At 71.6% G+C, this 23,003-nt stretch carries 24 protein-coding genes; 18 read left to right on the plus strand and 6 right to left on the minus strand.

Annotated elements, in window-relative coordinates; all coding sequences use genetic code 11:
- Position 1 precedes the first annotated feature (1 nt).
- Positions 2-685, plus strand: a complete 684-nt coding sequence (locus tag ACXJKA_RS02090) for a DUF3137 domain-containing protein (RefSeq protein WP_456823509.1) — start codon at positions 2-4, stop codon at positions 683-685.
- Between the two features lie 28 nt (positions 686-713).
- Positions 714-1,283 (plus strand): LemA family protein, encoded by a 570-nt coding sequence (locus ACXJKA_RS02095; protein ID WP_456823510.1) that lies wholly within the window; start codon positions 714-716, stop codon positions 1,281-1,283.
- A gap of 13 nt (positions 1,284-1,296) precedes the next feature.
- Here the strand turns inward: ACXJKA_RS02095 and ACXJKA_RS02100 are convergent, their stop codons facing one another.
- Positions 1,297-2,037: an HAD-IIA family hydrolase gene (locus ACXJKA_RS02100; protein WP_456823665.1), complete on the minus strand. Its 741-nt coding sequence runs from the start codon at positions 2,035-2,037 to the stop codon at positions 1,297-1,299.
- 41 nt (positions 2,038-2,078) lie between these two features.
- Positions 2,079-2,828 (minus strand): VTT domain-containing protein, encoded by a 750-nt coding sequence (locus tag ACXJKA_RS02105; protein WP_456823511.1) that lies wholly within the window; start codon positions 2,826-2,828, stop codon positions 2,079-2,081.
- 96 nt (positions 2,829-2,924) lie between these two features.
- On the opposite strand from ACXJKA_RS02105, the gene ACXJKA_RS02110 reads away from it, so the two are divergent.
- From ACXJKA_RS02110 to fbaA, 7 genes are all read left to right on the plus strand, one after another.
- Positions 2,925-3,926, plus strand: a complete 1,002-nt coding sequence (locus ACXJKA_RS02110; RefSeq protein ID WP_456823512.1) for a LacI family DNA-binding transcriptional regulator — start codon at positions 2,925-2,927, stop codon at positions 3,924-3,926.
- A gap of 131 nt (positions 3,927-4,057) precedes the next feature.
- Positions 4,058-5,419, plus strand: coding sequence for an extracellular solute-binding protein (locus ACXJKA_RS02115; RefSeq protein ID WP_456823513.1), 1,362 nt, complete (start codon positions 4,058-4,060; stop codon positions 5,417-5,419).
- 16 nt (positions 5,420-5,435) lie between these two features.
- Entirely contained in the window at positions 5,436-6,377 is a 942-nt protein-coding gene (locus ACXJKA_RS02120; RefSeq protein WP_456823514.1) for a carbohydrate ABC transporter permease, read from the plus strand.
- Positions 6,377-7,297, plus strand: coding sequence for a carbohydrate ABC transporter permease (locus ACXJKA_RS02125; protein WP_456823515.1), 921 nt, complete (start codon positions 6,377-6,379; stop codon positions 7,295-7,297). The genes ACXJKA_RS02120 and ACXJKA_RS02125 overlap by 1 nt, the downstream gene beginning before the upstream one ends.
- Positions 7,297-8,832 (plus strand): arabinosylfuranosidase ArfA, encoded by a 1,536-nt coding sequence (gene arfA / locus ACXJKA_RS02130; RefSeq protein ID WP_456823516.1) that lies wholly within the window; start codon positions 7,297-7,299, stop codon positions 8,830-8,832. Before ACXJKA_RS02125 ends, arfA begins: the two co-directional genes overlap by 1 nt.
- A 9-nt stretch (positions 8,833-8,841) precedes the next feature.
- On the plus strand, positions 8,842-9,477 hold the full coding sequence (locus ACXJKA_RS02135) for a TrmH family RNA methyltransferase (protein WP_456823517.1): 636 nt from the start codon (positions 8,842-8,844) through the stop codon (positions 9,475-9,477).
- A 70-nt stretch (positions 9,478-9,547) separates the two neighbouring features.
- Entirely contained in the window at positions 9,548-10,582 is a 1,035-nt protein-coding gene (fbaA, locus tag ACXJKA_RS02140) for a class II fructose-bisphosphate aldolase (protein WP_456823518.1), read from the plus strand.
- A 45-nt stretch (positions 10,583-10,627) separates the two neighbouring features.
- On the opposite strand, the gene ACXJKA_RS02145 is transcribed toward fbaA, so the two are convergent.
- On the minus strand, positions 10,628-11,047 hold the full coding sequence (locus ACXJKA_RS02145; RefSeq protein WP_456823519.1) for an STAS domain-containing protein: 420 nt from the start codon (positions 11,045-11,047) through the stop codon (positions 10,628-10,630).
- A 137-nt stretch (positions 11,048-11,184) separates the two neighbouring features.
- On the opposite strand from ACXJKA_RS02145, the gene ACXJKA_RS02150 reads away from it, so the two are divergent.
- Positions 11,185-13,245: a SpoIIE family protein phosphatase gene (locus ACXJKA_RS02150; RefSeq protein WP_456823520.1), complete on the plus strand. Its 2,061-nt coding sequence runs from the start codon at positions 11,185-11,187 to the stop codon at positions 13,243-13,245.
- 6 nt (positions 13,246-13,251) lie between these two features.
- On the opposite strand, the gene ACXJKA_RS02155 is transcribed toward ACXJKA_RS02150, so the two are convergent.
- On the minus strand, positions 13,252-13,620 hold the full coding sequence (locus tag ACXJKA_RS02155) for an STAS domain-containing protein (RefSeq protein ID WP_456823521.1): 369 nt from the start codon (positions 13,618-13,620) through the stop codon (positions 13,252-13,254).
- A 98-nt stretch (positions 13,621-13,718) separates the two neighbouring features.
- Between ACXJKA_RS02155 and ACXJKA_RS02160 the strand changes: the two genes are divergently transcribed.
- Both ACXJKA_RS02160 and ACXJKA_RS02165 read left to right on the plus strand, forming a co-directional pair.
- Entirely contained in the window at positions 13,719-14,147 is a 429-nt protein-coding gene (locus ACXJKA_RS02160; RefSeq protein WP_456823522.1) for a DUF3151 domain-containing protein, read from the plus strand.
- A 127-nt stretch (positions 14,148-14,274) separates the two neighbouring features.
- On the plus strand, positions 14,275-15,561 hold the full coding sequence (locus tag ACXJKA_RS02165) for an adenylosuccinate synthase (protein ID WP_456823523.1): 1,287 nt from the start codon (positions 14,275-14,277) through the stop codon (positions 15,559-15,561).
- On the opposite strand, the gene ACXJKA_RS02170 is transcribed toward ACXJKA_RS02165, so the two are convergent.
- Complete coding sequence (locus ACXJKA_RS02170; RefSeq protein WP_456823524.1) at positions 15,554-16,135, minus strand: GNAT family N-acetyltransferase; 582 nt, start codon at positions 16,133-16,135, stop codon at positions 15,554-15,556. The genes ACXJKA_RS02165 and ACXJKA_RS02170 overlap by 8 nt on opposite strands.
- Positions 16,136-16,153: 18 nt before the next feature.
- On the minus strand, positions 16,154-17,449 hold the full coding sequence (locus tag ACXJKA_RS02175) for an MFS transporter (protein WP_456823525.1): 1,296 nt from the start codon (positions 17,447-17,449) through the stop codon (positions 16,154-16,156).
- 67 nt (positions 17,450-17,516) lie between these two features.
- On the opposite strand from ACXJKA_RS02175, the gene ACXJKA_RS02180 reads away from it, so the two are divergent.
- The 6 genes from ACXJKA_RS02180 (at position 17,517) to ACXJKA_RS02205 (ending at position 22,977) form a co-directional block, all read left to right on the plus strand.
- Entirely contained in the window at positions 17,517-18,110 is a 594-nt protein-coding gene (locus ACXJKA_RS02180; protein ID WP_456823526.1) for a helix-turn-helix domain-containing protein, read from the plus strand.
- 25 nt (positions 18,111-18,135) lie between these two features.
- The gene (purD, locus tag ACXJKA_RS02185) at positions 18,136-19,431 is read left to right on the plus strand and encodes a phosphoribosylamine--glycine ligase (protein ID WP_456823527.1); all 1,296 of its coding nucleotides are present in this window, start codon (positions 18,136-18,138) and stop codon (positions 19,429-19,431) included.
- A 56-nt stretch (positions 19,432-19,487) separates the two neighbouring features.
- Positions 19,488-19,895 (plus strand): hypothetical protein, encoded by a 408-nt coding sequence (locus ACXJKA_RS02190; protein ID WP_456823528.1) that lies wholly within the window; start codon positions 19,488-19,490, stop codon positions 19,893-19,895.
- Between the two features lie 18 nt (positions 19,896-19,913).
- On the plus strand, positions 19,914-20,804 hold the full coding sequence (locus ACXJKA_RS02195; protein WP_456823529.1) for a phosphoribosylaminoimidazolesuccinocarboxamide synthase: 891 nt from the start codon (positions 19,914-19,916) through the stop codon (positions 20,802-20,804).
- A gap of 87 nt (positions 20,805-20,891) precedes the next feature.
- Positions 20,892-21,932 carry an ABC transporter substrate-binding protein gene (locus ACXJKA_RS02200; protein ID WP_456823530.1) on the plus strand — a complete coding sequence of 347 codons (1,041 nt, stop codon included), beginning with the start codon at positions 20,892-20,894 and terminating at the stop codon, positions 21,930-21,932.
- A 10-nt stretch (positions 21,933-21,942) separates the two neighbouring features.
- Positions 21,943-22,977 carry a FecCD family ABC transporter permease gene (locus ACXJKA_RS02205; protein WP_456823531.1) on the plus strand — a complete coding sequence of 345 codons (1,035 nt, stop codon included), beginning with the start codon at positions 21,943-21,945 and terminating at the stop codon, positions 22,975-22,977.
- Positions 22,978-23,003: the final 26 nt, after the last annotated feature.

Here is a 23,003-nt window from a genome sequence, read left to right on the forward strand (position 1 = left end):
CGTGAACGGCGTCCTGCTCGCCACCGTCGCGCTCGGCGTCGTCATCCTCGCCGTGCTCGCCTGGATGATGCAGAAGAAGCGTCAGGAGGCGTTCCAGCAGTGGGCGCTGCGCAACCGCTGGACGTACGAGGGCTCCGACCCGTCGCTGGTCCACCTCTCGGACGCCCAGCCGTTCGGTCAGGGCCGCGACAAGCGGGCGACCGAGGTGCTGCGCGGCGCCTTCGACGGTCACCAGGCCGTCTCCTTCACGTACTCGTGGACCACGGGCGACGAGAAGGACACGACGAACCACACCGCGCACGTGGTCGCGCTGGCTCTGCCCGCGTACCTGCCGACCGTCGAGGTGACCCGCGACGGCTTCGGCGCCAAGCTGGACAAGCTGTTCGGCGGCCAGGACATCCAGTTCGAGTCCGAGGCGTTCAACATGGAGTTCCGCGTCACGGCGTCCGACGCGCAGGTCGGGCACGCGATCGTGCACCCCCGCCTCATGGAGCGGCTGCTGCGCGACGGCGCTGTCACGCCGTGGCGCATCGGGGGCACGTCGATCATCTCGTGGGAGCCCGGGTCGTCGGCGCTGGAGACGTTGGCGACCCGGCTCGGCCTGCTCTCCGCGATCGTCCGCTCGATCCCGCGGCACGTCTGGCTCGACCACGGACACGACCCCCTCGACGCTACGATCGGCTGACCTGACCTACCGCTGAGAGGCCTCTMCTGTGAGCACCGGTGTCATCGTCCTGATCGTCCTCGCCGTGATCGTCGTCATCGCAGTGATCTGGGCGGTCACCACCTACAACGGCTTCGTGCGCCTGCGGAACCTGGTCCAGGAGGCCTGGCGGCAGATCGACGTCGAGCTGCACCGCCGGCACGACCTGATCCCCAACCTCGTCGAGTCGGTCAAGGGCTACGCCGCCCACGAGAAGGGCGTGTTCGAGGAGGTCGCGCGCGCTCGTGCGGCCGCCATCGGCGGCGGGTCCGGACCGGCCGAGCAGGCCGCCCAGGAGAACCAGCTGACCCAGGCGCTCGGGCGGCTCTTCGCGGTGGCCGAGGCATACCCGGTGCTGCGCGCCAGCGAGAACTTCCAGCAGCTGCAGGCCGAGCTCACCAACACCGAGGACCGCATCGCCGCGGGCCGCCGGTTCTACAACGCGAACGTCCGCGAGCTGAACACCAAGGTCGAGTCGTTCCCGTCCAACGTCATCGCCGGCGCGTTCCACGTCGAGCGCGCCGAGTACTTCGAGGCCGACGAGCCCAGCGTGCGCGCGGCGCCCGAGGTCAGCTTCTGACCTCGAGAAGGGCCTAGACCCGCTCGATCAGGTCCTGGACCGAGTCGAGGATCTCGGTCGGCCGGAACGGGAAGCTCTCGACGTCGGCCAGCCGGGTCGAGCCGGACAGCACGAGGAACGTCCGCAGCCCGGCCTCGATCCCGGAGACCACGTCGGTGTCCATCCGGTCGCCCACCATCACGGTGGTCTCCGAGTGCGCGTCGATGCGGTTGAGTGCGGACCGGATCATCATCGGGTTGGGCTTGCCGACGAAGTACGGCTGCCGCCCGGTCGCCGCGCTGATCATGGCGGCGACGGCGCCGGTGGCCGGCAGGTCGCCGTCGGCGGACGGGCCGGTCACGTCGGGGTTGGTCGCGATGAACCGTGCGCCGCCCTGGATCAGCCGGATGGCCTGCGTGATCGCCTCGAACGAGTAGGTGCGCGTCTCGCCGAGCACCACGAAGTCGGGCTGCGCGGCGGTCAGGGTGTACCCGGCCTCGTAGAGCGCGGTGGTCAGGCCGGCCTCGCCGATGACGTACGCGGAGCCGTTGGGCATCTGGTCGATCAGGAACTGCGCGGTGGCCAGCGCGGAGGTCCAGATGGCGTCCTCGGGGACGTCGATGCCGGAGGCCGACAACCGGGCGCGCAGGTCGCGCGTGGTGAAGATCGAGTTGTTGGTGAGGATGAGGAACGGCCGGTCGTTGTCGCGCAGCGCCCGGATGAACTCGGCCGCTCCGGGCAGTGCCGTGCCCTCGTGCACCAGGACGCCGTCCATGTCGGACAGCCAGGAGCGGATCTCCCGGGGGCCGTGGTGCGTCACGCGCCGAACGCCTTGCGCTCGACCTCGTCACGCTCGGACTGCTCGTCGTAGCGCTCGTCACGGCCGTCGTCGGCAGGGAGCCCGGCCTTCTCGCGGCGGCGCTTGCGCCACACCTCGATGAGCACGGGGACGACCGAGATGAAGACGACGAGGACCAGCAGCACCTCGATGTTCTTGCTGATGAACTCGATGTTCCCGAGCAGGTAGCCGAGCATCGTCACGCCGCCCGCCCACAGGACGACGCCGATGGCGTTGAACAGCGCGAAGTGCCGGTACGGCATCTTGCCGACGCCGGCCGCGACGGACGCGTACGTCCGCACGAACGGGATGAACTGCGCCACGATCAGCGTCCGGCCGCCGTACTTGTCGAAGTACGCGTAGGTCTCGTCGATGTACTTCTGCTTGAAGAACCGCGAGTCCGGCTTGCTGAACACCTTCGGGCCGAGCTTGCGCCCGATGAGGTAGCCGGTCTGGGTGCCGGCGTAGGCGGTGAGGATCAGGATCACCACCAGCTGCCAGATCGTGATGTCGATCTGGAGGTTGTCCTGCGCCACCAGCGCTCCTGCCGTGAACAGCAGCGAGTCGCCGGGCAGGATCGGGAACAGCAGGCCGACCTCGATGAAGACGATCGCCATGATGCCGAGAAGCACCCAGGTGCCGAACGAGTCGATCAGGTGCTGCGGGTCGAGGAAGTCGGGGCCCAGGGCCACGACCGGTCCGGCGGCCGAGAGTGCGGTCGTCATCATGGCGCTCAGCCTACGGGGCCGTCCGTGGGCGGCCCGAGGTCGAGATGTGGGGACCCTGTGAGCCGCCTGATCGGCAGATGCTGAACAATGGCGCCCGTGCGCGCCACCGTGAAGGACGTCGCCGCCCGGGCGGGCGTGTCGCCCAAGACCGTCTCCAACGTGATCAACGGGGTCGTGTTCGTGCGCCCGGAGACGCGTGAGCGGGTGGAGCGCGCGCTCGCGGAGCTCGACTACGTGCCGAACCTCGGCGCCCGCGGCCTGCGCAACGGACGCTACGGTCTGATCGCGCTCGCCCTGCCGGACCTGTCGACGGCCTACTCGGCCGAGCTCGCGCACCACTTCGTCGAGGAGGGCCACGCGCGGGGCTGGTCGGTCCAGATCGAGGAGACCGCAGCCGAGCCCGAGCGCGAGCGCGAGCTGCTGTCCCGGGCGCGGTCGCACCTGGTCGAGGGCCTCGTGCTCAACCCCGTGTCGCTCGAGGTCTCGGCAGTCTCCGTGCTCGCGGGTCCGCTGCCGCCGACCGTGCTGATCGGGGAGGTCGTGCAGGACCGGGCCGACCACGTGGGTGTGGACAGCGTGCGCGCGGCGCAGGACATGACGGAGCACCTGCTGGCGTCGGGTCGGCGCCGCATCGCGGTGGTCGGGTCGCCGGGACCGATCGAGACCGCGGCGGCGCGGCAGCGCACCGAGGGATACCGGCTCGCGCTCGCGGCGGCCGAGGTCGCCGCCGACCCTTCGCTCGAGATCTCCACGGCCACCTGGACCACCGACGAGGCCGTGGTCGCTACGCGCGCTTTCCTCGCGGAGCACGACATTCCTGACGCATTCTTCGCTTTCACGGACTCCATGGCCTTCGGGGTGCTGAGCGTCCTGTGGGAGCGGGGGCTGCAGGTGCCGCGGGACGTCGCCGTGGCGGGGTTCGACGACATCGTGGGGTCCCGGTACGCGGTCCCGCCGCTGACCACGGTGGCCTTCGACCTGCGCGCCTACGCCACGACCGCGCTCGACCTGCTGGGCGACCGCATCGACGACCCGGGCCGCGCCGCCCGGCAGCTCGTGATCCCGCACCGCCTGGTGGTTCGCGCCAGCACCGGCTGACGTCACGACACGCCTGACTCGCGTCGGCGTATCTGTTGCCAAACCAATTTCAACGATGTAATGCTACGAATCGGGCACGGTAATGACGCCGGACCTGCTCAGGAAGTTGTGTCTCACGAAGGAGTGAGGTCATGGCACTGCACCATCGGCCGCGCACGCTCGCGGTACCACCCACGCCCGGACAGGGCCTCACCCGCCGCCAGATGCTGGTCGGCTCGCTCGCCGCGGTCGGCGGCGTCGCCGCGGTCGGCTCGCTGGCCGGGTGCGCCCCGAACGCCTCGGCGGCGGAAGGTGTCCGCAACCTCGCCTTCTGGCACCTGCTCAGCGGCGGCGACGGAATCAACATGGCGGGGCTCGTCGACGACGTCAACGCCCTGAACCACGGTTACGAGGCCACGCAGACCGTGCTGGCCTGGGGGGCGCCGTACTACACCAAGCTGGCCATGGCGAGCGTCGGCGGCCGCTCCCCCGACACCGCGATCATGCACGCGTCACGCGTCGCCGGGTACGCACCGGGCGGGCTGCTCGACCCCTGGGACCTCGACCTGCTGGCCGAGAACGGCGTGGAGGAGTCCGACTTCCTCAAGCGCGTGTGGGCCAAGGGCGGGCTGAACGGGAAGCAGTACTCCATCGCCCTCGACTCGCACCCGTTCATCATGATGTACAACCTCGACGTGGCCGAGAAGGCCGGCGTGCTGGGCTCCGACGGCCAGCTGGCCAAGATCGACAGTCCCGACCAGTTCCTCGAGGTCGCCCGGGCCATGCAGGCCGTGACCGGCAAGCACGGGCTGTCCTACGGCTACCTCGGCGACGGTGCCCAGATGTGGCGGCTGTTCTACACGCTGTACAAGCAGCACGACGCCGACTTCGACCTGTCCGGCCCGCGGGCCGAGGTCGACCAGGACGCCGCGGTCGCGTCGCTCGAGTTCATCCAGCAGCTGCTGGACGGCACGATCTGCACCCCGAGCGGCGACTACGGCACCGCGGTCTCCGAGTTCATGTCGGGGGAGAGCGGCCTGTTCTTCACCGGTGTGTGGGAGCTGCCGACGGCTAAGAACTCCGGCATCAACTTCGACGCCCAGCCGATCCCGACCCTGTTCGGCACGCCGGCGGCCTATGCCGACTCGCACGCGTTCACGCTCCCGCACCAGTCGAGCCCGAACGAGGACCAGCGGCGCGCGACGTACCGGTTCGTCTCCGACATCCTCTCCAACTCGCTGGCATGGGCCGAGGCCGGCCACATCCCGGCGTTCCAGCCGGTCGTGAAGAGCTCCGACTACCAGGCGCTGGTGCCGCAGGCGCACTACGCACCGGCCGCCGAGATCCTCAACTACGACCCGGAGGCGTGGTTCACGGGGTCGGGCAGCGACTTCCAGAACAAGTTMGCCGAGACCGTCCAGAACGTCTACCTCGAGGGCGCGGACCCGGCGGAGGGCTTCAACGCCTTCGTCGATCGCGTCAACGTCCAGCTCTCCAAGCCGAACCCCGTCTGAGCGGAAGGAGTCGAACATGTCCACCGCAGCACTCAGCGCGGCCGCCCGCACGCGCGCAGATGCGGACCAGGTCCGGGCCGGCGAGCGTTCGGCGCGTAACCGGAGCAACCGCATCGGCTGGGCGTTCGTGGCGCCCTTCGTCATCGTCTTCGCGATGTTCCTCATCTGGCCGCTGATCCACGGCTTCTACCTCAGCTTCACCGGCGAGAGCATCACGGGCGCCAACGGCGAGATCATCGGCTTCGCCAACTACGCCGAGGCACTGCAAGACCCGATCATGTGGCGCTCGCTGCTCAACACGCTGTGGTTCACGGTGCTGTCGACGATCCCGCTCGTCCTCGTCGCGCTCGTCCTCGCCCTGCTCGTGCACCAGGGGCTGCCTGGCCAGTGGCTGTGGCGGCTCTCGTTCTTCATGCCGTTCCTGCTCGCGTCGACCGTCGCCGCGCAGATCTGGATCTGGATGTACAACCCGCAACTAGGGCTCGTGAACTACATGCTGGGCGCCTTCGGGGTCGATCCCGTGGCGTGGCTCCAGGATCCGACGTGGGCGATGTTCGCCGTCGTCGTCATGACCACGTGGTGGACCGTCGGGTTCAACTTCCTGCTCTACCTGACCGCGCTGCAGAACATCCCGGAGCAGCAGTACGAGGCGTCCGCGCTCGACGGGGCCGGGCGATGGCGCCAGCTGCGGTCGATCACCGTCCCGCAGCTGGGCCAGGTCACCGTGCTCATCGCGATGCTGCAGATCCTGGCCTCGCTCAAGGTCTTCGACCAGATCTACGTCATGACCCAAGGCGGTCCCGCCGGCGTCACCCGGCCGGTCGTCATGTACATCTTCGAGACCGGGTTCACCGGCTACCGGTTCGGGTACGCGTCGGCCATCGCGTACATCTTCTTCGCCCTCATCGTCATCATCTCGGTCGGCCAGGTCCGACTGACGTCCCGCAGGAGCGCCTGATGACCGCCATCGCCACCGAGCCCACCACCCAGCCCCCCGTCCACCACCCGCGCGGCCGGTTCGCCGAGCGCGCCGGCCTGAGGATCGGGGAGCGGTTCGCCAGCCCGGGCCGCATCGGGGCCCTCATCGCGCTCGTCGTGCTCGCCGTGCTCTGGCTCCTGCCGTTCCTGTGGGCTGTCGTCACCTCGTTCAAGTCCGAGACGGATGCGTCCTCGACGCCCGTGTCGTTCTTCCCGAAGAGCGGCTTCACCACAGACGCCTACTCGAGCGTGCTGAGCCAGGGGAACATCCCGCTCTGGACCTGGAACAGCCTGGTGACCGCCACGGCCATCACGGTCATCACGCTCGTGGTGTCGGCGCTCGCCGCCTACGGCTTCTCGCGGCTCGACTTCGCCGGCCGGCGCTGGCTGTTCTGGGGGATGATCGCGTCGATCATCATCCCGCCGCAGGTGCTCATCGTCCCGCTGTTCTACGAGATGCTCACGCTCAACCTCGTCGACACGTACTGGGCCATCATCCTGCCTCAGGTCGTCCACCCGGCCATGGTGTTCATCCTCAAGAAGTTCTTCGACCAGGTGCCGATCGAGCTCGAGGACGCAGCCCGGATCGACGGTGCCGGGCGCCTGCGGGTGTTCTGGTCGATCGTGCTGCCCCTGTCGCGACCGATCCTCGCGGCCGTCTCGATCTTCGTGTTCATCGGGGCGTGGAACAACTTCCTGTGGCCGTTCATCGCGACCAGCGACTCATCGCTCATGACGATGCCCGTCGGGCTGCAGACCGTGAAGAGCGCCTACGGCCTGCAGTACGCGCAGGTCATGGCCTCGGCCGTGCTGGCGGCGATCCCGCTGGTGGTCGTCTTCCTCTTCTTCCAGCGCCAGATCATCAAGGGTTTCGCCACGACCGGCTTCGGCGGTCAGTGATGTCGAGGGCACGTGTCACGCTCGACCGCGACTTCGTCGTCGGGGAGGTGCCCCGACGGATCTTCGGGTCGTTCGTCGAGCACATGGGTCGGTGTGTCTACACCGGCATCTACGAGCCCGGCCACGCGACCGCCGACGAGCAGGGCTTCCGCCGCGACGTCCTGGACCTGGTCAAGGAGCTGGGCGCCACCGTCATCCGTTACCCCGGCGGCAACTTCGTCTCCGGGTACGCGTGGGAGGACGGCGTCGGCCCCGACAGGCCGCGTCGTCTGGACGGCGCCTGGCACACGGTCGAGAGCAACGCGTTCGGCCTGCACGAGTTCATCGACTGGTCCCGCGTGGCCGGGGTCGAGGTCATGGAGGCCGTGAACCTGGGCACCCGGGGCGTCGAGGAGGCGCGCGCGCTCGTCGAGTACGCCAACCACCCCGGCGGCACCGAGCTGTCGGACCGTCGGCGCAAGAACGGGCACGACGACCCGTTCAACATCACGCTGTGGTGCCTGGGCAACGAGATGGACGGCCCGTGGCAGATGGGCGCCAAGACGGCCGACGAGTACGGCCGGCTGGCGGTCGAGGCGGCCAAGGCCATGCGGCTGGTGGACCCGAGCATCGAGCTGGTCGCCTGCGGCTCGTCGAGCTCGGCCATGCCGACGTTCGGCGCGTGGGAGCAGACGGTGCTCGGGCACACCTACGACCAGGTCGACTACGTCTCGCTGCACGCCTACTACCAGGAGCTCGACGGGGACCACGCGAGCTTCCTGGCCAGCGCGGTCGACATGGACTACTTCATCGAGTCGGTGGTCTCCACCGCCGATGCGGTGCGGGCGAAGGGGAAGCACAAGAAGCACATCAACCTCTCGTTCGACGAGTGGAACGTCTGGTACCAGTCCGGCAGGGACACCGAGGACCAGCCGCACGTCATCGAGAAGGCCGGCGTGTGGAAGGAGCACCCGCGGATCATCGAGGACGAGTACTCGGTGACCGACGCGGTGGTCGTCGGCACCCTGCTCAACTCGCTGCTGCGGCACGGCGACCGCGTGCGGATCGCCAACCAGGCCCAGCTGGTCAACGTCATCGCGCCCATCCGCTCCGAGGAGGGCGGACCCGCGTGGCGGCAGTCGATCTTCTGGCCGTTCGCCCGCACGGCGGCCTTGGCTCGCGGGGTCGTCCTGCGGACCGCCGTCACCTCCGACCGGTACGAGACGGCGAAGTTCGACGACGTGGACCTGGTCGACGTCTCGGCCACGTGGGACGAGGAGAACGGGCGGGTCGCGCTCTTCCTGGCCCACCGGGGGCTCGACGAGGACGCCGAGGTCGCGGTCGACCTGCGCGGCTGGGCGGCCGGACGGGTCACGCGCGCCGAGGTGCTGACCACGCCCGAGGGGGGTGACCGGCACACCACGAACGCGCAGGACGCGCAGGACCGCGTGGGTCTGGTCCGGCTCGACGGCGTGCACGCCGACGACGGCACCGTGAGCCTGCGGCTGCCTCCCCTGAGCTGGGCGGTCGTGGAGCTGGAGGTCACGCTGGCCTGAGCCGTTACCGTGGCGCCCGTGGACGAGGAGCGCGCGGAGGTCGGGGTCGGGCCGTGGGACGGTCCGTGGCCTGCCGACGAACGCTACGACCCCCACCTGCTGGCGCACGGCGACCGGCGCAACGTCGTCGACGGCTACCGGTACTGGACGCTCGAGGCGATCGTCGCCGACCTGGACACCCGTCGGCACCCGTTCCACGTCGCCATCGAGAACTGGGCGCACGACATGAACATCGGCTCGGTGGTCCGCACGGCCAACGCCTTCCTGGCGGCCGAGGTGCACATCGTCGGCAACCGTCGCTGGAACCGCCGCGGCGCGATGGTCACCGACCGGTACCAGCACGTCCGCCACCACCCGTCCGTCGACGACCTGCTGGCCTGGGCCGCCGACGAGGGGCTGCCAGTGCTGGGCGTCGACAACCTGCCCGGCTCCGTCGCGCTCGAGGGGTACACGCTCCCGCGCGCGTGCGTGCTGCTGTTCGGTCAGGAGTCGGTCGGGCTGTCCGACGCGGCACGCGCGGCCGCCGTGGACGTCCTGCACATCGCGCAGTTCGGCTCGACCCGCTCGATCAACGCCGGTGCGGCGGCCGCGATCGCGATGCACGCGTGGATCTCGCGGCACGCAGCACCGGCCGTCCAGGGGTAGAACGTCCCGGACGGCGCGCGCCGCCGACGTGCCAGAATCGAGGTGATACCCCTCCCACGACACGCAGGAGATGCTGCAGATGGCCATCGCCACCCCCGAGGTGTACGCCGAGATGATCGACCGCGCGAAGGCGGGCAAGTTCGCCTACCCGGCCGTGAACGTCACCTCGTCCCAGAGCGTCACCGCCGCGCTGCAGGGCTTCGCCGAGGCGGAGTCCGACGGGATCATTCAGGTCTCCGTCGGCGGCGCCGAGTACGCGGCCGGCTCGACCGTCAAGGACCGCATCGCCGGCTCGCTCGCCCTCGCGGCGTACGCGGCAGAGGTGGCCAAGGGCTACCCGATCACCGTCGCGCTGCACACGGACCACTGCGCCAAGCAGAACCTCGACTCCTGGGTGCGCCCGCTGCTGGCGCTCGAGATCGAGCAGGTCAAGGCGGGCAAGCTCCCGACGTTCCAGTCGCACATGTGGGACGGCTCGTCGGTCCCGCTGGACGAGAACCTGGTCATCGCCGAGGAACTCCTCGAGCTCTCCGTCGCGGCCCGCACCATCCTCGAGATCGAGGTCGGCGTGGTCGGTGGCGAGGAGGACGGCCACACGGCCGAGATCAACGACAAGCTGTACACGACCGTCGAGGACGGCCTGGCCACGGTCAAGGCGCTCGGCGCGGGCGAGCGGGGCCGCTACCTGACGGCCCTCACGTTCGGCAACGTGCACGGCGTCTACAAGCCCGGCGCGGTCAAGCTGCGCCCGTCGATCCTCGCGGACATCCAGAAGGCCGTCGGCGACGCGATCGGCGTCGAGAACCCGTTCGACCTGGTGTTCCACGGCGGCTCGGGCTCGACCGAGGCCGAGATCTCCGAGGCCGTGGACAACGGCGTCATCAAGATGAACATCGACACGGACACGCAGTACGCGTTCAGCCGTCCGGTGGCGGACCACTTCTTCCGCAACTACGACGGCGTGCTCAAGGTGGACGGCGAGGTGGGCAACAAGAAGGCCTACGACCCGCGCGCCTGGGGCAAGCTCGCCGAGGCCGGCATGGCACAGCGCCTGGTCGAGGCCGCCCAGCAGCTCCGCTCGGCCGGGCACACGCTCGGCGCCTGACCTCTGCTGACGAGAAGGGCCCCGGACGATGTCCGGGGCCCTTCCTCAGCTCTGGCCGTCGCTCACCGGTTGGAACTCCGACTCGTCGCCCTCGACGACGTCGAGCAGCTCACCGATGCGGGTCACCTCGAGCAGGAACCGCACGGTCGGCGGCACCCGCAGCAGGCGGACCCGGTGCTGGGACCGGATGGACAGGCGCGCGAGGAAGGCGACGCCGGACGAATCCATGAACGTGACGTGGTGGGCGTCGACCTCGATGGGGAGGCCTACCTGCTCGGCCTCCGCGGTCGCTTCCTGAAGCTCGGCGCCGAGATCGGCGTCGACCTCGCCCGAGAGCACGATGCGCGTGGCGTCCGTGCCCACGATGACGTGGACGGCTCCTGGCTCGCCGACGATCCCCGCGCCCTGGTCGGCCTGCGAGACGTCCGCAGGCCCGTCAGGGATCGTGCTGTTACCGTCGCGCACGGCACTCCCTTTCGCTGACACTCGCACAATGTGAGTGGCCGGTTTCTCGACGACTCCCTGTCCGGAACGCTAGACGATCGGAGGTGGTAGCGGTCAACTCCCACGCTGCGCCTTTCCCCGATCGCGACCTCGCCGACGTGCGGGACCGCGCCCTGCGGGCCACGTCGGTGCCGATCGCCCTGCTGGATGCGTCCGAACCCGACATGCCCGTCGTGTGGGTGAACGACGCCTTCGAGAGAGTCACAGGGTACGGCCTGGAGGAAGCGCGGCGGCGTCACCCAGGCGCCGTCGGCGAGAACGCCCCCCAGCAGCCCGAGCTCGACCGGATGCTGGAGGCGATCCGGACGCAGCAGCCGGTCGCCCAGGTGGTCACCCTGCGACGGGCCGACGGGTCGACGTTCACCTGCCGGGCGACGCTCGCGCCCGTGCCTGCCGGCCCGGACGGTGTGGTCACGCACTGGGTCGCGGCGCTGCAGGACCTCACGGAGCAGATCTCCCACGACGCCGAGCAGGCTGCGCTGGTCGAGGCGGAGCGGCGCGAGCGGCGCAGCCTCGGGCTCATCGCCCAGGTGTCCGACCTGCTGATGGACGTGGACGACCCGCACGCCCTGCGCGAGATCGCGACGATGCTGCGGCGGTCCGTGGTCGGGTGGGCGGCCTTCTACCTCAACGACGGTGGCCTGCGGGCGGCCGACGGGATCGACGCCGCTCACCCGGCGACCGGCAAGGGTGCCCGGCACGGCGAGGGGCCGGTGGTGCAGGACCTGCGTCCCGACGCCGTGCAACAGCTGCTCGACGCCGAGGTCGACCGGCCCGTCGAGCTCGAGCTCAGCGGCCCCTACGGCCTCGGCAGCGCGTCGGCGTGGCTCACCCAGGAGGCCGACCGGGCGCTCGGCGGCTCGGAGACCGACGAGGACCGCCGCGTGCTCGTCTTCCCCCTGCCCGGCCGCCGTCGGGTGCTGGGCGTGCTGGCGGTGCACGCCCACGACGGCGTCGGCCTGCGAGACCTCGAGCCGTCGGCGCGGACCGTCCTCGAGCTCACCGCCCGCCGCGTCGGCCTCGTCATCGACAACGCGCGGCTCTACGACCGCGAGCACAGGCTGGCCGAGACGCTGCAGCGCGCGATGCTGCCCGAGCAGGCCGAGGTCGACGGCCTCGACGTGTGGACGTACTACGCGCCCAACTCGGAGAACGCGCAGGTGGGCGGCGACTGGTACGACGTGCTGCAGGTGAGCACGGACGTGGTCGGCGTCGTCATCGGAGACGTGGTCGGGCACGACGTCGAGGCCGCCGCGTCCATGGGCCAGCTGCGCTCGGTGGTCCGCTCGTACATGTTCGACATCACCACGCCCGGGCCGGTGCTCGAGCGGGTCGACCAGCTGGTCGCGGGCATGCGGGTGCCGCGCCCGGCGGGGCTGGTCCTGTCCACCCTGACGCGCAGCGCCGAGGCCTGGCAGCTGCAGTACTCGCGCGCGGGCCACCTGCCGGCGCTGCACGTGCGCGGCGGCAAGGTCACCCAGCTGGCCGCGGCCGGCGGCCCCCTCATCGGGTTCGGGGGCGGGGGCCGGGCCACCGCCACGGTCGACCTCGAGCCCGGCGACGTCGTCCTGTACTACACCGACGGGCTCATCGAGCGGCGAGACCGTGGGCTGCGCGAAGGGCTGGCGGCTCTGTCGAGCGTCGCCGCGGCCGTCACGGCGCGGGACGCCGCAGGGGTCGGCGAGGAGCTGCTCTCCCGGCTCGCGGACCACCCCGAGGACGACGTCGCGGTGGTCGTCGTGCGCGTGCCCTCACCGTCGGACGCCTCCGAGCGCACACGCAGCCCGCGCCGGCGGCGGTGGTCGCTGCCCAGCGAGGCGGCGTCCATCGGCCGCGCGCGGCACGCCGTGGTGCGCACCTGCCAGGCGTGGGGCCTCGAGGACTCCGCGAGCGCCGAGCTCGTCGTGTCCGAGCTGGTGGCCAACGCGGTGCTGCACGGCTTCGGGCACGTGTCGCTGCAGCTCTACGACACGGGCGACGGCCTGCGCATCGAGGTCGAGGACGGCAACCCCGCGCCGCCCGTCACCACCGACGGCCACCCCGGGCGCGTGGGCGGGTTCGGGATGCAGATCGTCGAGCGGCTCGCCGACTGGGGCTGGCGGCAGTCGCGCGGCGGCAAGCTCGTGTGGGCGAAGGTGCGCCCGGGGCCGCTGCCCTAGTCCCGCTCAGGCGGGAGCCGGGGCCTCGGGGCGGCGGAATCCGGACTGGCTGACGCCGGACTCGCAGTGGTGCTCCGCGTCGATGCGGAACAGCTCGAGCGCACCGCAGATCTCGATGACGAACAGGTCGCGCGGGTCCGCGCCACGCAGCACGGTCGCGCCGCCGCGCTTGCGGCCCGCGTCGGCCAGCGAGATGAGGAACGCCGCCCCCGTGGAGTCCATGAACGTCACCCCGCACATGTCGATGACCAGGAGCTGGCGGCGCAGGCCGACGACGCGGGCGGCGATCTCCGGGAACTGGTCGCGCTCGGCAAGGTCGAGGTCGCCCGCGACGGTGAGCGTGGTCGTCGTCGGGGACGTCGAGATCTCGATCATGGCCCGCCCTGTCTGGTGAGGGGGTGTGCTTGCCGAACAGTGGTCCAGGTCGGCGCATCGACTGTAGCCGCGCCGGTGACGGCGTGCACACTGGGCGCATGAGCCACGAGAACCTCCTGGACGGACCCGCGCCGACGCTCCTGCCCGTCGACGGCCCCGACGCCGACGCCCGAGCCGCGCTGACCAGCGGCTCGTCGCCGCGTGACGCGGTGCCGGCCGCCCCCGCCTCGTCGCTGCTGTGGGCCCTCCTCGCCGAGGGTGCGCTCTCCGACGAGGGCGACCCGGTCGCCGCCTACGCCTACGCGCGCACCGGGTACCACCGAGGGCTCGACGCACTGCGGCGCGCCGGCTGGCACGGCCGCGGACCCATCCCGGTCTCGCACGGCCCGAACCAGGGGTTCCTGCGGGCGCTGCTGGCGCTCGCGGAGGCCGCCGAGGCCATCGGCGAGTCCGAGGAGGCCGAGCGCTGCGAGAAGTTCCTGGTGGACAGCGGCACGTCCGGCGAGGAAGTGGCCGAGCTGCGCTGAGACATGACCATCTCTTGACGGTCCGATACCCTCTGTGAGTACTGGGTCACTGCCGCCCGGTGCAGGGAGCCCGCGCAGTCCCGGCACACACGTGCGCACCGTAGGCAGGGTGAAAGTGGTGATCTAGATGCCGGCCGTCGTGGTGCTCGGTGCCCAGTGGGGCGACGAGGGCAAGGGCAAGGCGACCGACCAGCTCGGCTCGCGGACCGACTACGTCGTGAAGTTCAACGGCGGGAACAACGCGGGCCACACCGTCGTCATCGGCGGGGAGAAGTACGCCCTGCACCTGCTGCCGTCGGGCATCCTCTCGCCGGGGGTCGTGCCGGTCATCGGCAACGGCGTGGTCGTCGACATCGACGTGCTGTTCGAGGAGATCGACGCGCTCGAGGTGCGTGGCGTCGACACCTCCGCCCTGCGGGTCTCGTCGGCCGCGCACGTCATCGCCCCGTACAACCGCACGCTCGACAAGGTCACCGAGCGGTTCCTGGGCAAGCGCCGGATCGGCACCACCGGGCGCGGCATCGGCCCCGCGTACTCCGACAAGATCAACCGCGTCGGCATCCGCATCCAGGACCTCTTCGACGAGAAGATCCTGCGCGAGAAGGTCGAGGGCGCGCTCGACCAGAAGAACCACCTGCTGGTGAAGGTCTACAACCGCCGGGCGATCACCGTCGAGGAGACGGTCGAGGACCTGCTGCGCCACGCCGACCGCCTGCAGCCGCTGGTCGCGGACACCCCGCTGCTGCTCAACACGGCGCTGGACGAGGGCAAGACGCTCGTCTTCGAGGCCGGCCAGGCCACGATGCTCGACGTCGACCACGGCACGTACCCGTTCGTCACGTCGTCGTCTGCCACGGCGGGCGGCGCGTGCACCGGCTCGGGCGTGGGGCCGACGAGGATCGACCGCGTGGTCGCCGTTGCCAAGGCGTACACGACCCGAGTGGGTGAGGGCCCGTTCCCCACCGAGCTGCTGGACGACGACGGCGAGTGGCTGCGCCAGACCGGCGGCGAGTTTGGCACGACCACCGGGCGGCCGCGGCGCACCGGCTGGTACGACGCCGTCGTGGTCCGCTACGCCGCCCGCGTCAACGGGCTCACGGACCTCGTCGTCACCAAGCTCGACGTGCTCACGGGCCGCGACACCATCCCCGTGGCCGTGGCGTACGACGTGAACGGTCGCCGGTTCGACGAGATGCCGTACGACCAGTCGGACTTCCACCACGCGACGCCGATCTACGAGTACCTGCCCGGCTGGTCCGAGGACATCTCGGGCGCGCGGGAGTTCGACGACCTGCCGGTCAACGCGCAGCGCTACCTGCAGCGGCTCGAGGAGATCTCCGGCGTCCGCATCTCATCCATCGGCGTGGGTCCCGGCCGCGAGGCCACGATCGTCCGGCACGAGCTGCTCAGCTGACGTCGGGGTCGCCCTGGACGCGGGCGTGCAGGTGCATGTCGTGCCAGCCGTCCGCGTGCAGGGCCGTCCCCCGCTTGGTGCCCTCGAGCCGGAAGCCGGCGCGGGTGGCCACCGCGCACGACGACGGGTTCCCGGTCGAGTGGTCGACCTCGATCCGGTGCACCGCGGCGACGTCGAACGCCCAGGCGGCGACGGTGCGCAGCGCAGTCGTCGCGACCCCGCGGCCTCGGGCGACCGGCAGCACCCAGTACGAGACCTCCGAGACGCCGTCGCCGTGCTCGAACTTCCGCAGGCTGATCTGGCCCACGGGGGCGTCGTCGAGCGTGACGGCCCATCCCGCGCCCGTCTCGGTCTGCCAGCGGTCCGTCCACTGGGCAACCCACGCGTCGGCTTCCTCGGGGCTCATCGACCGGTCGTGCCAGCGCCGGATGCCGGGGTCCGCGTAGGCGGTCACCACCGCGCCGGCGTCGTCGGCGCGCCAGGGCCGCAGGACCAGCCCGTCGACCGACAGGACGGGTTGGGGGTGCCGGCTGATGCTGCCGGGCGTGATCGCGGGCGGGGTCAGCCGGGGCACGTGCCCAGTATGTCGGGGTCAGACCGTGGCGGTGAGGGGAGGCAGCGCTTCTTCCTGGACCGGCTCGTCGACGACCTCGGGCAGCTCGAACTCGGCGAGCATGCGCTGGCGCACGACGGCGATCGGGTAGGCGACCGCCGCGACGCAGACCACGGTCGCCCCGAGGAAGACCGCGGGCAGCCCCCACTGCTCCGCGACGAACCCGCCGAGCAGCGCGCCGAGCGGCATGAGCCCGTAGCCGAGGGTCCGGCTGGCTCCCCCGACGCGGCCGAGCATCCCGGGGGCGACCATGCGCTGGCGCATCGACTGCGAGATGACGTTGCCGTTGGTGTTGAGGAACCCCAGGAAGAACAGGGAGGCCGCGATGGCGGGCACCGTCGGGACCAGGACGGGGACCAGCATGAGCAGCGCGTCGAGGGTCCAGCAGCCCAGCAGCAGCCGGACCTCCGGGATCCGGCGGCCCAGCGGCTCGGCGGCGATCGAGCCCAGCACGGCGCCGACCGCGAGGACGGCGATGACCAGCGGGTAGTGCGCGGGCTCGAGGCCGACTCGCGAGCCGGGCCCGACCATCCAGAGCACGAAGACCGCGAAGTAGCCGGTGCTGGCCATGTTCATCACGCTGCCGGCCACCAGCAGCGGGCGCAGGACGGGGTGCCGGACCAGGAAGCCGACGCCCTCGCGGACCTCGGTGGTCGCGCGGCGCTTCTCCACCGCGGCGTGCTTGTACGACCCCGGGATGCGGGTGGCGATGAGCAGCAGCGCGAGGACGCCCAGCCCGGCCGGGACACCGAACACCCAGCCGGCGCCCAGCGCGAGCATCCCGCCGGCGATCGGACCGCCGACGAACGTGGCCATGACCTGCTGCGCGGCGAGGGTGCGACCGTTGGCAGCCTCCAGGCGGGAGCGGGGAACGATGTCCGGCACGAGGGCGGAGCCGGCGAGGTCGACGAACACGTCGGTGACCCCGTACGCCAGCACGATCACGGCGAGCGCGGCGATCGTCATGTGCCCGGTCGCGACGAGCCAGACCGCCACCCCGAGCAGGAGCGCGCGGGCGCCGAGCCCGACCACCTGCGTGTACTTGCGGTCCCGACGGTCGACGACCACCCCTGCGGCCAGCCCGAACACCAGCCACGGCAGCCAGGCGGCGGCCGTGAGCAGCGCGATCTGGCTGGGGGAGCGCGTGAGCGTCAGGGCGTACAGCGGGACGCCGGTCTGCACGATGCCGTCGCCCAGGTTGGCCAGGCCGGTGGCGGTCAGGTGCGCCGTGAAGCGCCGGCCGAGGGGCTCGCGCGTGGCGACGTCCTGGCTCATGGGTGGACTCCCGGTACGATCGAAGAGGAAACTCTGCAAAGACAACTCTGCAAAGGTATCTCTGCGAATGAGCGAGAGCAAGCCCCTGCCGTTCCGGGCGCGCGCCATCGGGCCGGAGGAGCTCAAGGCGTTGGCGCACCCCTTGCGGATGGCGATGTACGACTACCTGTCCGAGCACGGGTCGGCGACCGCCAGCCAGCTGGGTCGGCACCTGGGGGAGAGCAGCGGGCAGACCAGCTACCACCTGCGCCAGCTGGAGAAGCACGGGTTCGTCGAGGACGACCCGGCCCACGAGCGCGGCCGCGACCGCTGGTGGCGTGCGGTCGGGTACAGCCTCGACGGGCGCGACATGCTCCGTGACCCGCGGACCGCCGACGCCGCGAACGCGCTGCTGCAGGGGGTGGTCGCCGAACGCGCGCAGGTGCTGCAGCGGTGGTTGGTCGCCGGCGACACCCCGGAGTGGGAGGCCGTGTCGCTCAACGACCGCTCGACGGCGGACCTCACCGTCGGCGAGATGGACGAGCTCGTGGTCGCCGTGCAGGAGATCGTCGACGGCGCGCTCAAGCGCGCCAAGGAGCGCAAGGCGGCCGGCGACACCGCGGGCCGTCGGCGCGTGCGCATCTATTTCGACGCGCTCCCGCTGCCGCTCGACGACGCGTGAGCGCGGGCCGGTAGGCTCCCGGCACGTGAAGATCCTCGTCGTCGGCACCGGTGCCCGTGAGCACGCGCTGGTGCGTGCGCTGTCCCTCGACCCCGCGGTCACCGCGCTGCACGCGGCGCCCGGCAACCCCGGCATCGGGGTGCTCGCCACGCTGCACGCGGTCGACCAGCTGGACGGTGCCGCGGTCGCCGCGCTCGCGACGTCGCTGGAAGCCGACCTCGTCGTCGTCGGCCCCGAGGCCCCCCTGGTCGCGGGCGTCGCCGACGCGGTGCGGGCCGTCGGCATCCCGGTGTTCGGCCCGTCCGCCGCGGGCGCCCGGCTCGAGGGCTCGAAGGCCTTCGCCAAGGAGGTCATGGCCGCCGCGGACGTCCCGACGGCCGAGCCGCGGGTGGCGACGACCCTGGCGGAGGCGGAGGCCGCCCTCGACGCGTTCGGTGCCCCCTACGTGGTCAAGGACGACGGGCTCGCGGCGGGCAAGGGCGTCGTCGTGACCGACGACCGCGCCGAGGCCCTCGCCCACGCGGCCGCCTGCCTGGCCAAGCCGGACGGCCGCATCGTCATCGAGGACTACCTCGACGGCCCGGAGATCTCGCTCTTCGTTCTCTCGGACGGCGCCGACGTCGTGCCGCTGGTGCCCGCGCAGGACTTCAAGCGCGCGCTCGACGGCGACGAGGGCCCCAACACCGGCGGCATGGGCGCGTACTCGCCGTTGCCGTGGGCGCCGGCCGACCTGGTCGACGAGGTGGTCGAGCGCGTGGCCCGCCCCACGATCCTCGAGATGTCGCGGCGCGGCACGCCGTTCTCCGGCGTCCTCTACGTCGGGCTCGCGCTCACGTCGAAGGGGCTGCGGGTGGTCGAGTTCAACGCCCGGTTCGGCGACCCCGAGACCCAGGTGGTCCTCGCGCGGCTCGCGACGCCGCTGGCCGGCGTGCTGCTCGCCTCGGCCGTCGGCACGCTCGGCGCGCTGCCGCCGCTGGAGTGGCGCGACGACGCCGCCGTGACCGTCGTCATCGCGTCCGGCGGCTACCCGGGCGCGGTCCGCTCGGGCGACCCGATCACGGGGATCGAGGACGCCGAGGAGCTGCCCGGCGTGCACGTCCTGCACGCCGGCACGGCCCTGCAGCTCAACGCCCCCGGCGACGACGACGACGCGATCGACGGCGCGCACCTCGTGTCCGCCGGTGGCCGGGTGCTCTCCGTGGTCGGGGTCGGCCCGAACCTGGCCGCCGCCCGTGCCGCGGCGTACGCGGGGGTCGACCAGATCGGGCTGCCCGGGTCGCACCACCGCTCGGACATCGCGGCGGCCGTCGCCGACCTCTAGCCGGTCAGGCCGCGCACCACGAGCAGGGAGTCGGTCATGGGTGCCATCATCGCGGGATGGCCACCACCACGTTCGTGTACGGCGACGGCACCTGGGGCGGGGACGCCACTGTGACCCCCAGCCTCAGCATCGAGGTCCAGGACGGTGACATCGCGACCGTCGACTACCGCCCGGCTCCCGACGGCCTCGGCCGGTTCTACCTCGGGTTCCAGCCGCGGGACTTCTTCGACGACCCGACCGAGAGCGAGCCGGTCGACCTCGCCGCGGAGGCCGAGGCGTTCGCCGAGTGGGCGCTGCTGGTCGGCGCCGTCGACGTCGAGGCCAAGCACGTGCGCCGCCTGCTGGCCGAGGCGCACGTGGACGAGCCGGAGGACACGTTCGTCGAGGAGACCGTCGAGCGGCTGGTGCGTCTGGTCGGCCTGCCCGTCCCAGAGGGTCTCGAGGGTGGGGACGATCTCGTCTGATCCGGCACACTTAGCGCCGTGACTGCTGTGATCCCCGGCTGGACCCACACCTACTCGGGCAAGGTCCGCGACCTGTACGTCCCCGAGGGCCCCATGACCTCGCTGGGTGACGTCGTGCTCGTCGTCGCCAGCGACCGCGTCTCGGCGTACGACCACGTGCTCAGCCCGGGGATCCCCGGCAAGGGTGTCGTGCTCACACAGCTCAGCCTGTGGTGGTTCGAGCAGCTCGCGGACCTGGTGCCCAACCATGTGGTGTCGACGGACGTGCCGCCGGAGGTCGCCGGGCGCGCCATGATCTGCCGCCGCCTGGAGATGTTCCCGGTCGAGTGCGTCGCGCGCGGCTACCTCACGGGGTCCGGCCTCGCGGAGTACCGGGTCTCGGGGTCGGTGACCGGGATCGCGCTGCCCGACGGGCTGGTCGACGGCTCGCGGCTGCCGGAGCCGATCTTCACGCCGGCGACCAAGGCCGAGCTGGGGGAGCACGACGAGAACGTGCCGTTCTCCACCGTCGTCGACCAGATCGGTTCGGCCTCAGCAGAGGCGCTGCGGTCCCTCACGCTCGCGGTCTACGCCCGGGCCGAGGGCATCGCGCGGGAGCGCGGCGTCATCCTGGCCGACACCAAGCTCGAGTTCGGCACCGACCCGACCACGGGCGCGATCACGCTCGGCGACGAGGTGCTGACCCCGGACTCGTCCCGGTTCTGGCCCGCCGACCTCTGGCAGCCGGGCCGCGCGCAGCCCAGCTTCGACAAGCAGTTCGTGCGCGACTGGCTCACGTCGGACGCGTCGGGGTGGGACCGTGCGGCCGACACGCCGCCGCCGACCCTGCCCGCGGACGTCGTCGAGCGCACCCGGGACCGCTACCTCGAGGCGTACGAGCGCCTGACCGGGAGCGCGTTGTCGATGTGACCTTTCGCTCACCGCGGTCGGCGGGGAGGTCGTCGGGCAGAGGTTAGGCTTACCTCATTCGTCCTCCGACCGAAGGGGAGCACTCCCGTGCGCATCGCGCGCCTCACGGCCCTCGTGGCCACCGCGACGGCCGTCGCCCTCACCCTCACCGCGTGCGGCGGCTCGGCTGACGATGCCGGCTCCACGCCGTCGGCGACGGACTCGACCGACAACGCCTATCCGGTCTCGATCGACTCCGCCCTCGGCAGCGCGGAGATCGCCGCGAAGCCCGAGCGCGTGGTGACGCTCGGGTGGGGTGCCGCGGACATCGCGTTCTCGCTGGGCACCACGCCTGTCGGCATCGAGTCGGACACCTGGGGCGGCGACGCCGAGGGGTACCAGCCGTGGTTCCGTGAGGCCGTCGAGAAGGCCGGCGACGAGCTGCCGACGACGATCGCGATGTACCCCGAGCTCGACGTCGACGCGGTCGTCGCACTGAACCCGGACCTGGTGCTCGCCCCGCAGTCAGGCCTCGACCAGAAGACGTTCGACCAGCTCTCGGCGTTCGTGCCGGTGGTCGCGTACCCCGGTGACGCCTGGCAGACCTCGCTCGAGGACCAGGTGACCATCGCCGCGAAGGCCCTCGGTGTCCCGGAGAAGGCGCAGCCGCTGCTCGACGAGCGGCAGGCCGCGATCGACGAGGCCGCCGCGGCGCACCCCGAGCTCGCCGGCGTCTCGTTCGCCTACGTGTACGGCGGCGACCAGCCCGGCGCCCTGTCGGTGTACCTGCCCGGAGACCCGCGCGTCGAGCTGCTCACCGGCCTGGGCATGACGCTGGCGCCCTCGGTGTCGACGCTGACCGCGTCGCCCGGCACGTTCGTCGCGACCCTCGGGCTGGAGAACGCGGACCAGCTGGACGACGCGCAGATGCTGTTCACCTGGTTCAACGACGCCGACGAGCAGGCCTCGACCGAGGCGCAGCCGCTCTGGGCGCAGATCCCCGCGTTCGCCTCCGGTGCCTACGTGCCGATGCTCGACCCGAAGCTGGGCATGGCCGTGTCCGTGGCTACGCCGCTGAGCGTGCCGTGGGCGCTCGACCAGTACCTGCCGCTGATCACCGCGGGCGCCGCGAACGTCGTCGCTCCGTAGCCTTCACCTCGTGAGCACCGCCGTTGCGCGAGCCCCGCACGCCMCCCGCGTGCGGGGCTCGCGCGCGCTCGGGCTCGGTCTCGGGCTGGTCGGCGCGATGCTCCTGCTGGCGCTGGTGGTCGGCCTGAGCATCGCCGTCGGCTCGAAGGCGGTGCCGCTCGGCGACGTGTGGTCGGCGTGGCGCCACCCCGACGGGTCGTACGACTCGGTGGTCGTCGCGTCGCGCATCCCGCGCACGGAGCTCGGGCTGCTGGTCGGCGCAGCGCTCGCGGTGGCCGGCGTCGTCATCCAGGGGCTCACGCGCAACCCGCTCGGCGACCCCGGGCTGCTCGGCGTCAACGCAGGGGCGTCGGCGTCGCTGGTCCTCGCCGTGGTGGTGCTCGGCGGCGCCGCGGGGCGGTCCGTGTGGGCCGCCGTGCCGGGTGCGCTGTTCGCGGCCGTCGCGGTGTACCTGGTCGGGTCCGGAGGCCGACGAGCCACGCCCGTGCGGCTCGTGCTGGCGGGCGCGGCCGTGTCGGCGGTGCTCGTGGCGCTCGTCGAGGCGATCACGCTGGCCAGCCCGACCGTCTTCGACACCTACCGCTACTGGGTGGTCGGCTCCCTGGCGGGCCGGCCGCCGTCGACCGTCGGGACGGTGCTCCCGTTCGTCGTCGTCGGCCTCGTGCTCTGCCTCCTGCTCGCGCGGCCGCTCAACGCGCTGGCGCTCGGCGACGAGGCCGCCACCTCCCTCGGCCTGCGTGCCGGCCGCACCCGCCTGCTCGGCGCCGCCGGCGCGACCGTGCTGTGCGCCGCCGCCGTCGCGGCCGTCGGGCCGATCGCGTTCGTCGGCCTCGCCGTGCCGCTCGTGGTGCGCGGGTTCACCGGCTCGGACCACCGCTGGCTGCTGCCGTACTGCCTGGTGCTCGGCCCGGTCCTGCTGCTGGCGGCCGACGTGCTGGGCCGCGTGGTCGCGCGCCCCGGGGAGCTGCCCGTCGGCGCGGTGACCGCGTTCGTCGGGGCGCCGTTCCTCATCGCGGCCGTGCGCCGGGGGAGGGTCGGCCTGTGACTGTGCCTGTCCGTGCTCGTCGGCCG

It is taken from the genome of Cellulomonas sp. P5_E12 (assembly GCF_054049315.1).

Excerpts from the sequence above, each read along its gene's own strand:
- ACXJKA_RS02100 (WP_456823665.1), bottom strand. The coding sequence starts at position 2,037 with ATGGACGGCGTCCTGGTGCACGAGGGCACGGCACTGCCCGGAGCGGCC.
- ACXJKA_RS02105 (WP_456823511.1), bottom strand. The coding sequence starts at position 2,828 with ATGATGACGACCGCACTCTCGGCCGCCGGACCGGTCGTGGCCCTGGGC.
- ACXJKA_RS02120 (WP_456823514.1), top strand. The coding sequence starts at position 5,436 with ATGTCCACCGCAGCACTCAGCGCGGCCGCCCGCACGCGCGCAGATGCG.
- ACXJKA_RS02125 (WP_456823515.1), top strand. The coding sequence starts at position 6,377 with ATGACCGCCATCGCCACCGAGCCCACCACCCAGCCCCCCGTCCACCAC.
- arfA (WP_456823516.1), top strand. The coding sequence starts at position 7,297 with ATGTCGAGGGCACGTGTCACGCTCGACCGCGACTTCGTCGTCGGGGAG.
- fbaA (WP_456823518.1), top strand. The coding sequence starts at position 9,548 with ATGCTGCAGATGGCCATCGCCACCCCCGAGGTGTACGCCGAGATGATC.
- ACXJKA_RS02155 (WP_456823521.1), bottom strand. The coding sequence starts at position 13,620 with ATGATCGAGATCTCGACGTCCCCGACGACGACCACGCTCACCGTCGCG.
- ACXJKA_RS02160 (WP_456823522.1), top strand. The coding sequence starts at position 13,719 with ATGAGCCACGAGAACCTCCTGGACGGACCCGCGCCGACGCTCCTGCCC.
- ACXJKA_RS02165 (WP_456823523.1), top strand. The coding sequence starts at position 14,275 with ATGCCGGCCGTCGTGGTGCTCGGTGCCCAGTGGGGCGACGAGGGCAAG.
- ACXJKA_RS02175 (WP_456823525.1), bottom strand. The coding sequence starts at position 17,449 with ATGAGCCAGGACGTCGCCACGCGCGAGCCCCTCGGCCGGCGCTTCACG.
- ACXJKA_RS02180 (WP_456823526.1), top strand. The coding sequence starts at position 17,517 with ATGAGCGAGAGCAAGCCCCTGCCGTTCCGGGCGCGCGCCATCGGGCCG.
- ACXJKA_RS02190 (WP_456823528.1), top strand. The coding sequence starts at position 19,488 with ATGGCCACCACCACGTTCGTGTACGGCGACGGCACCTGGGGCGGGGAC.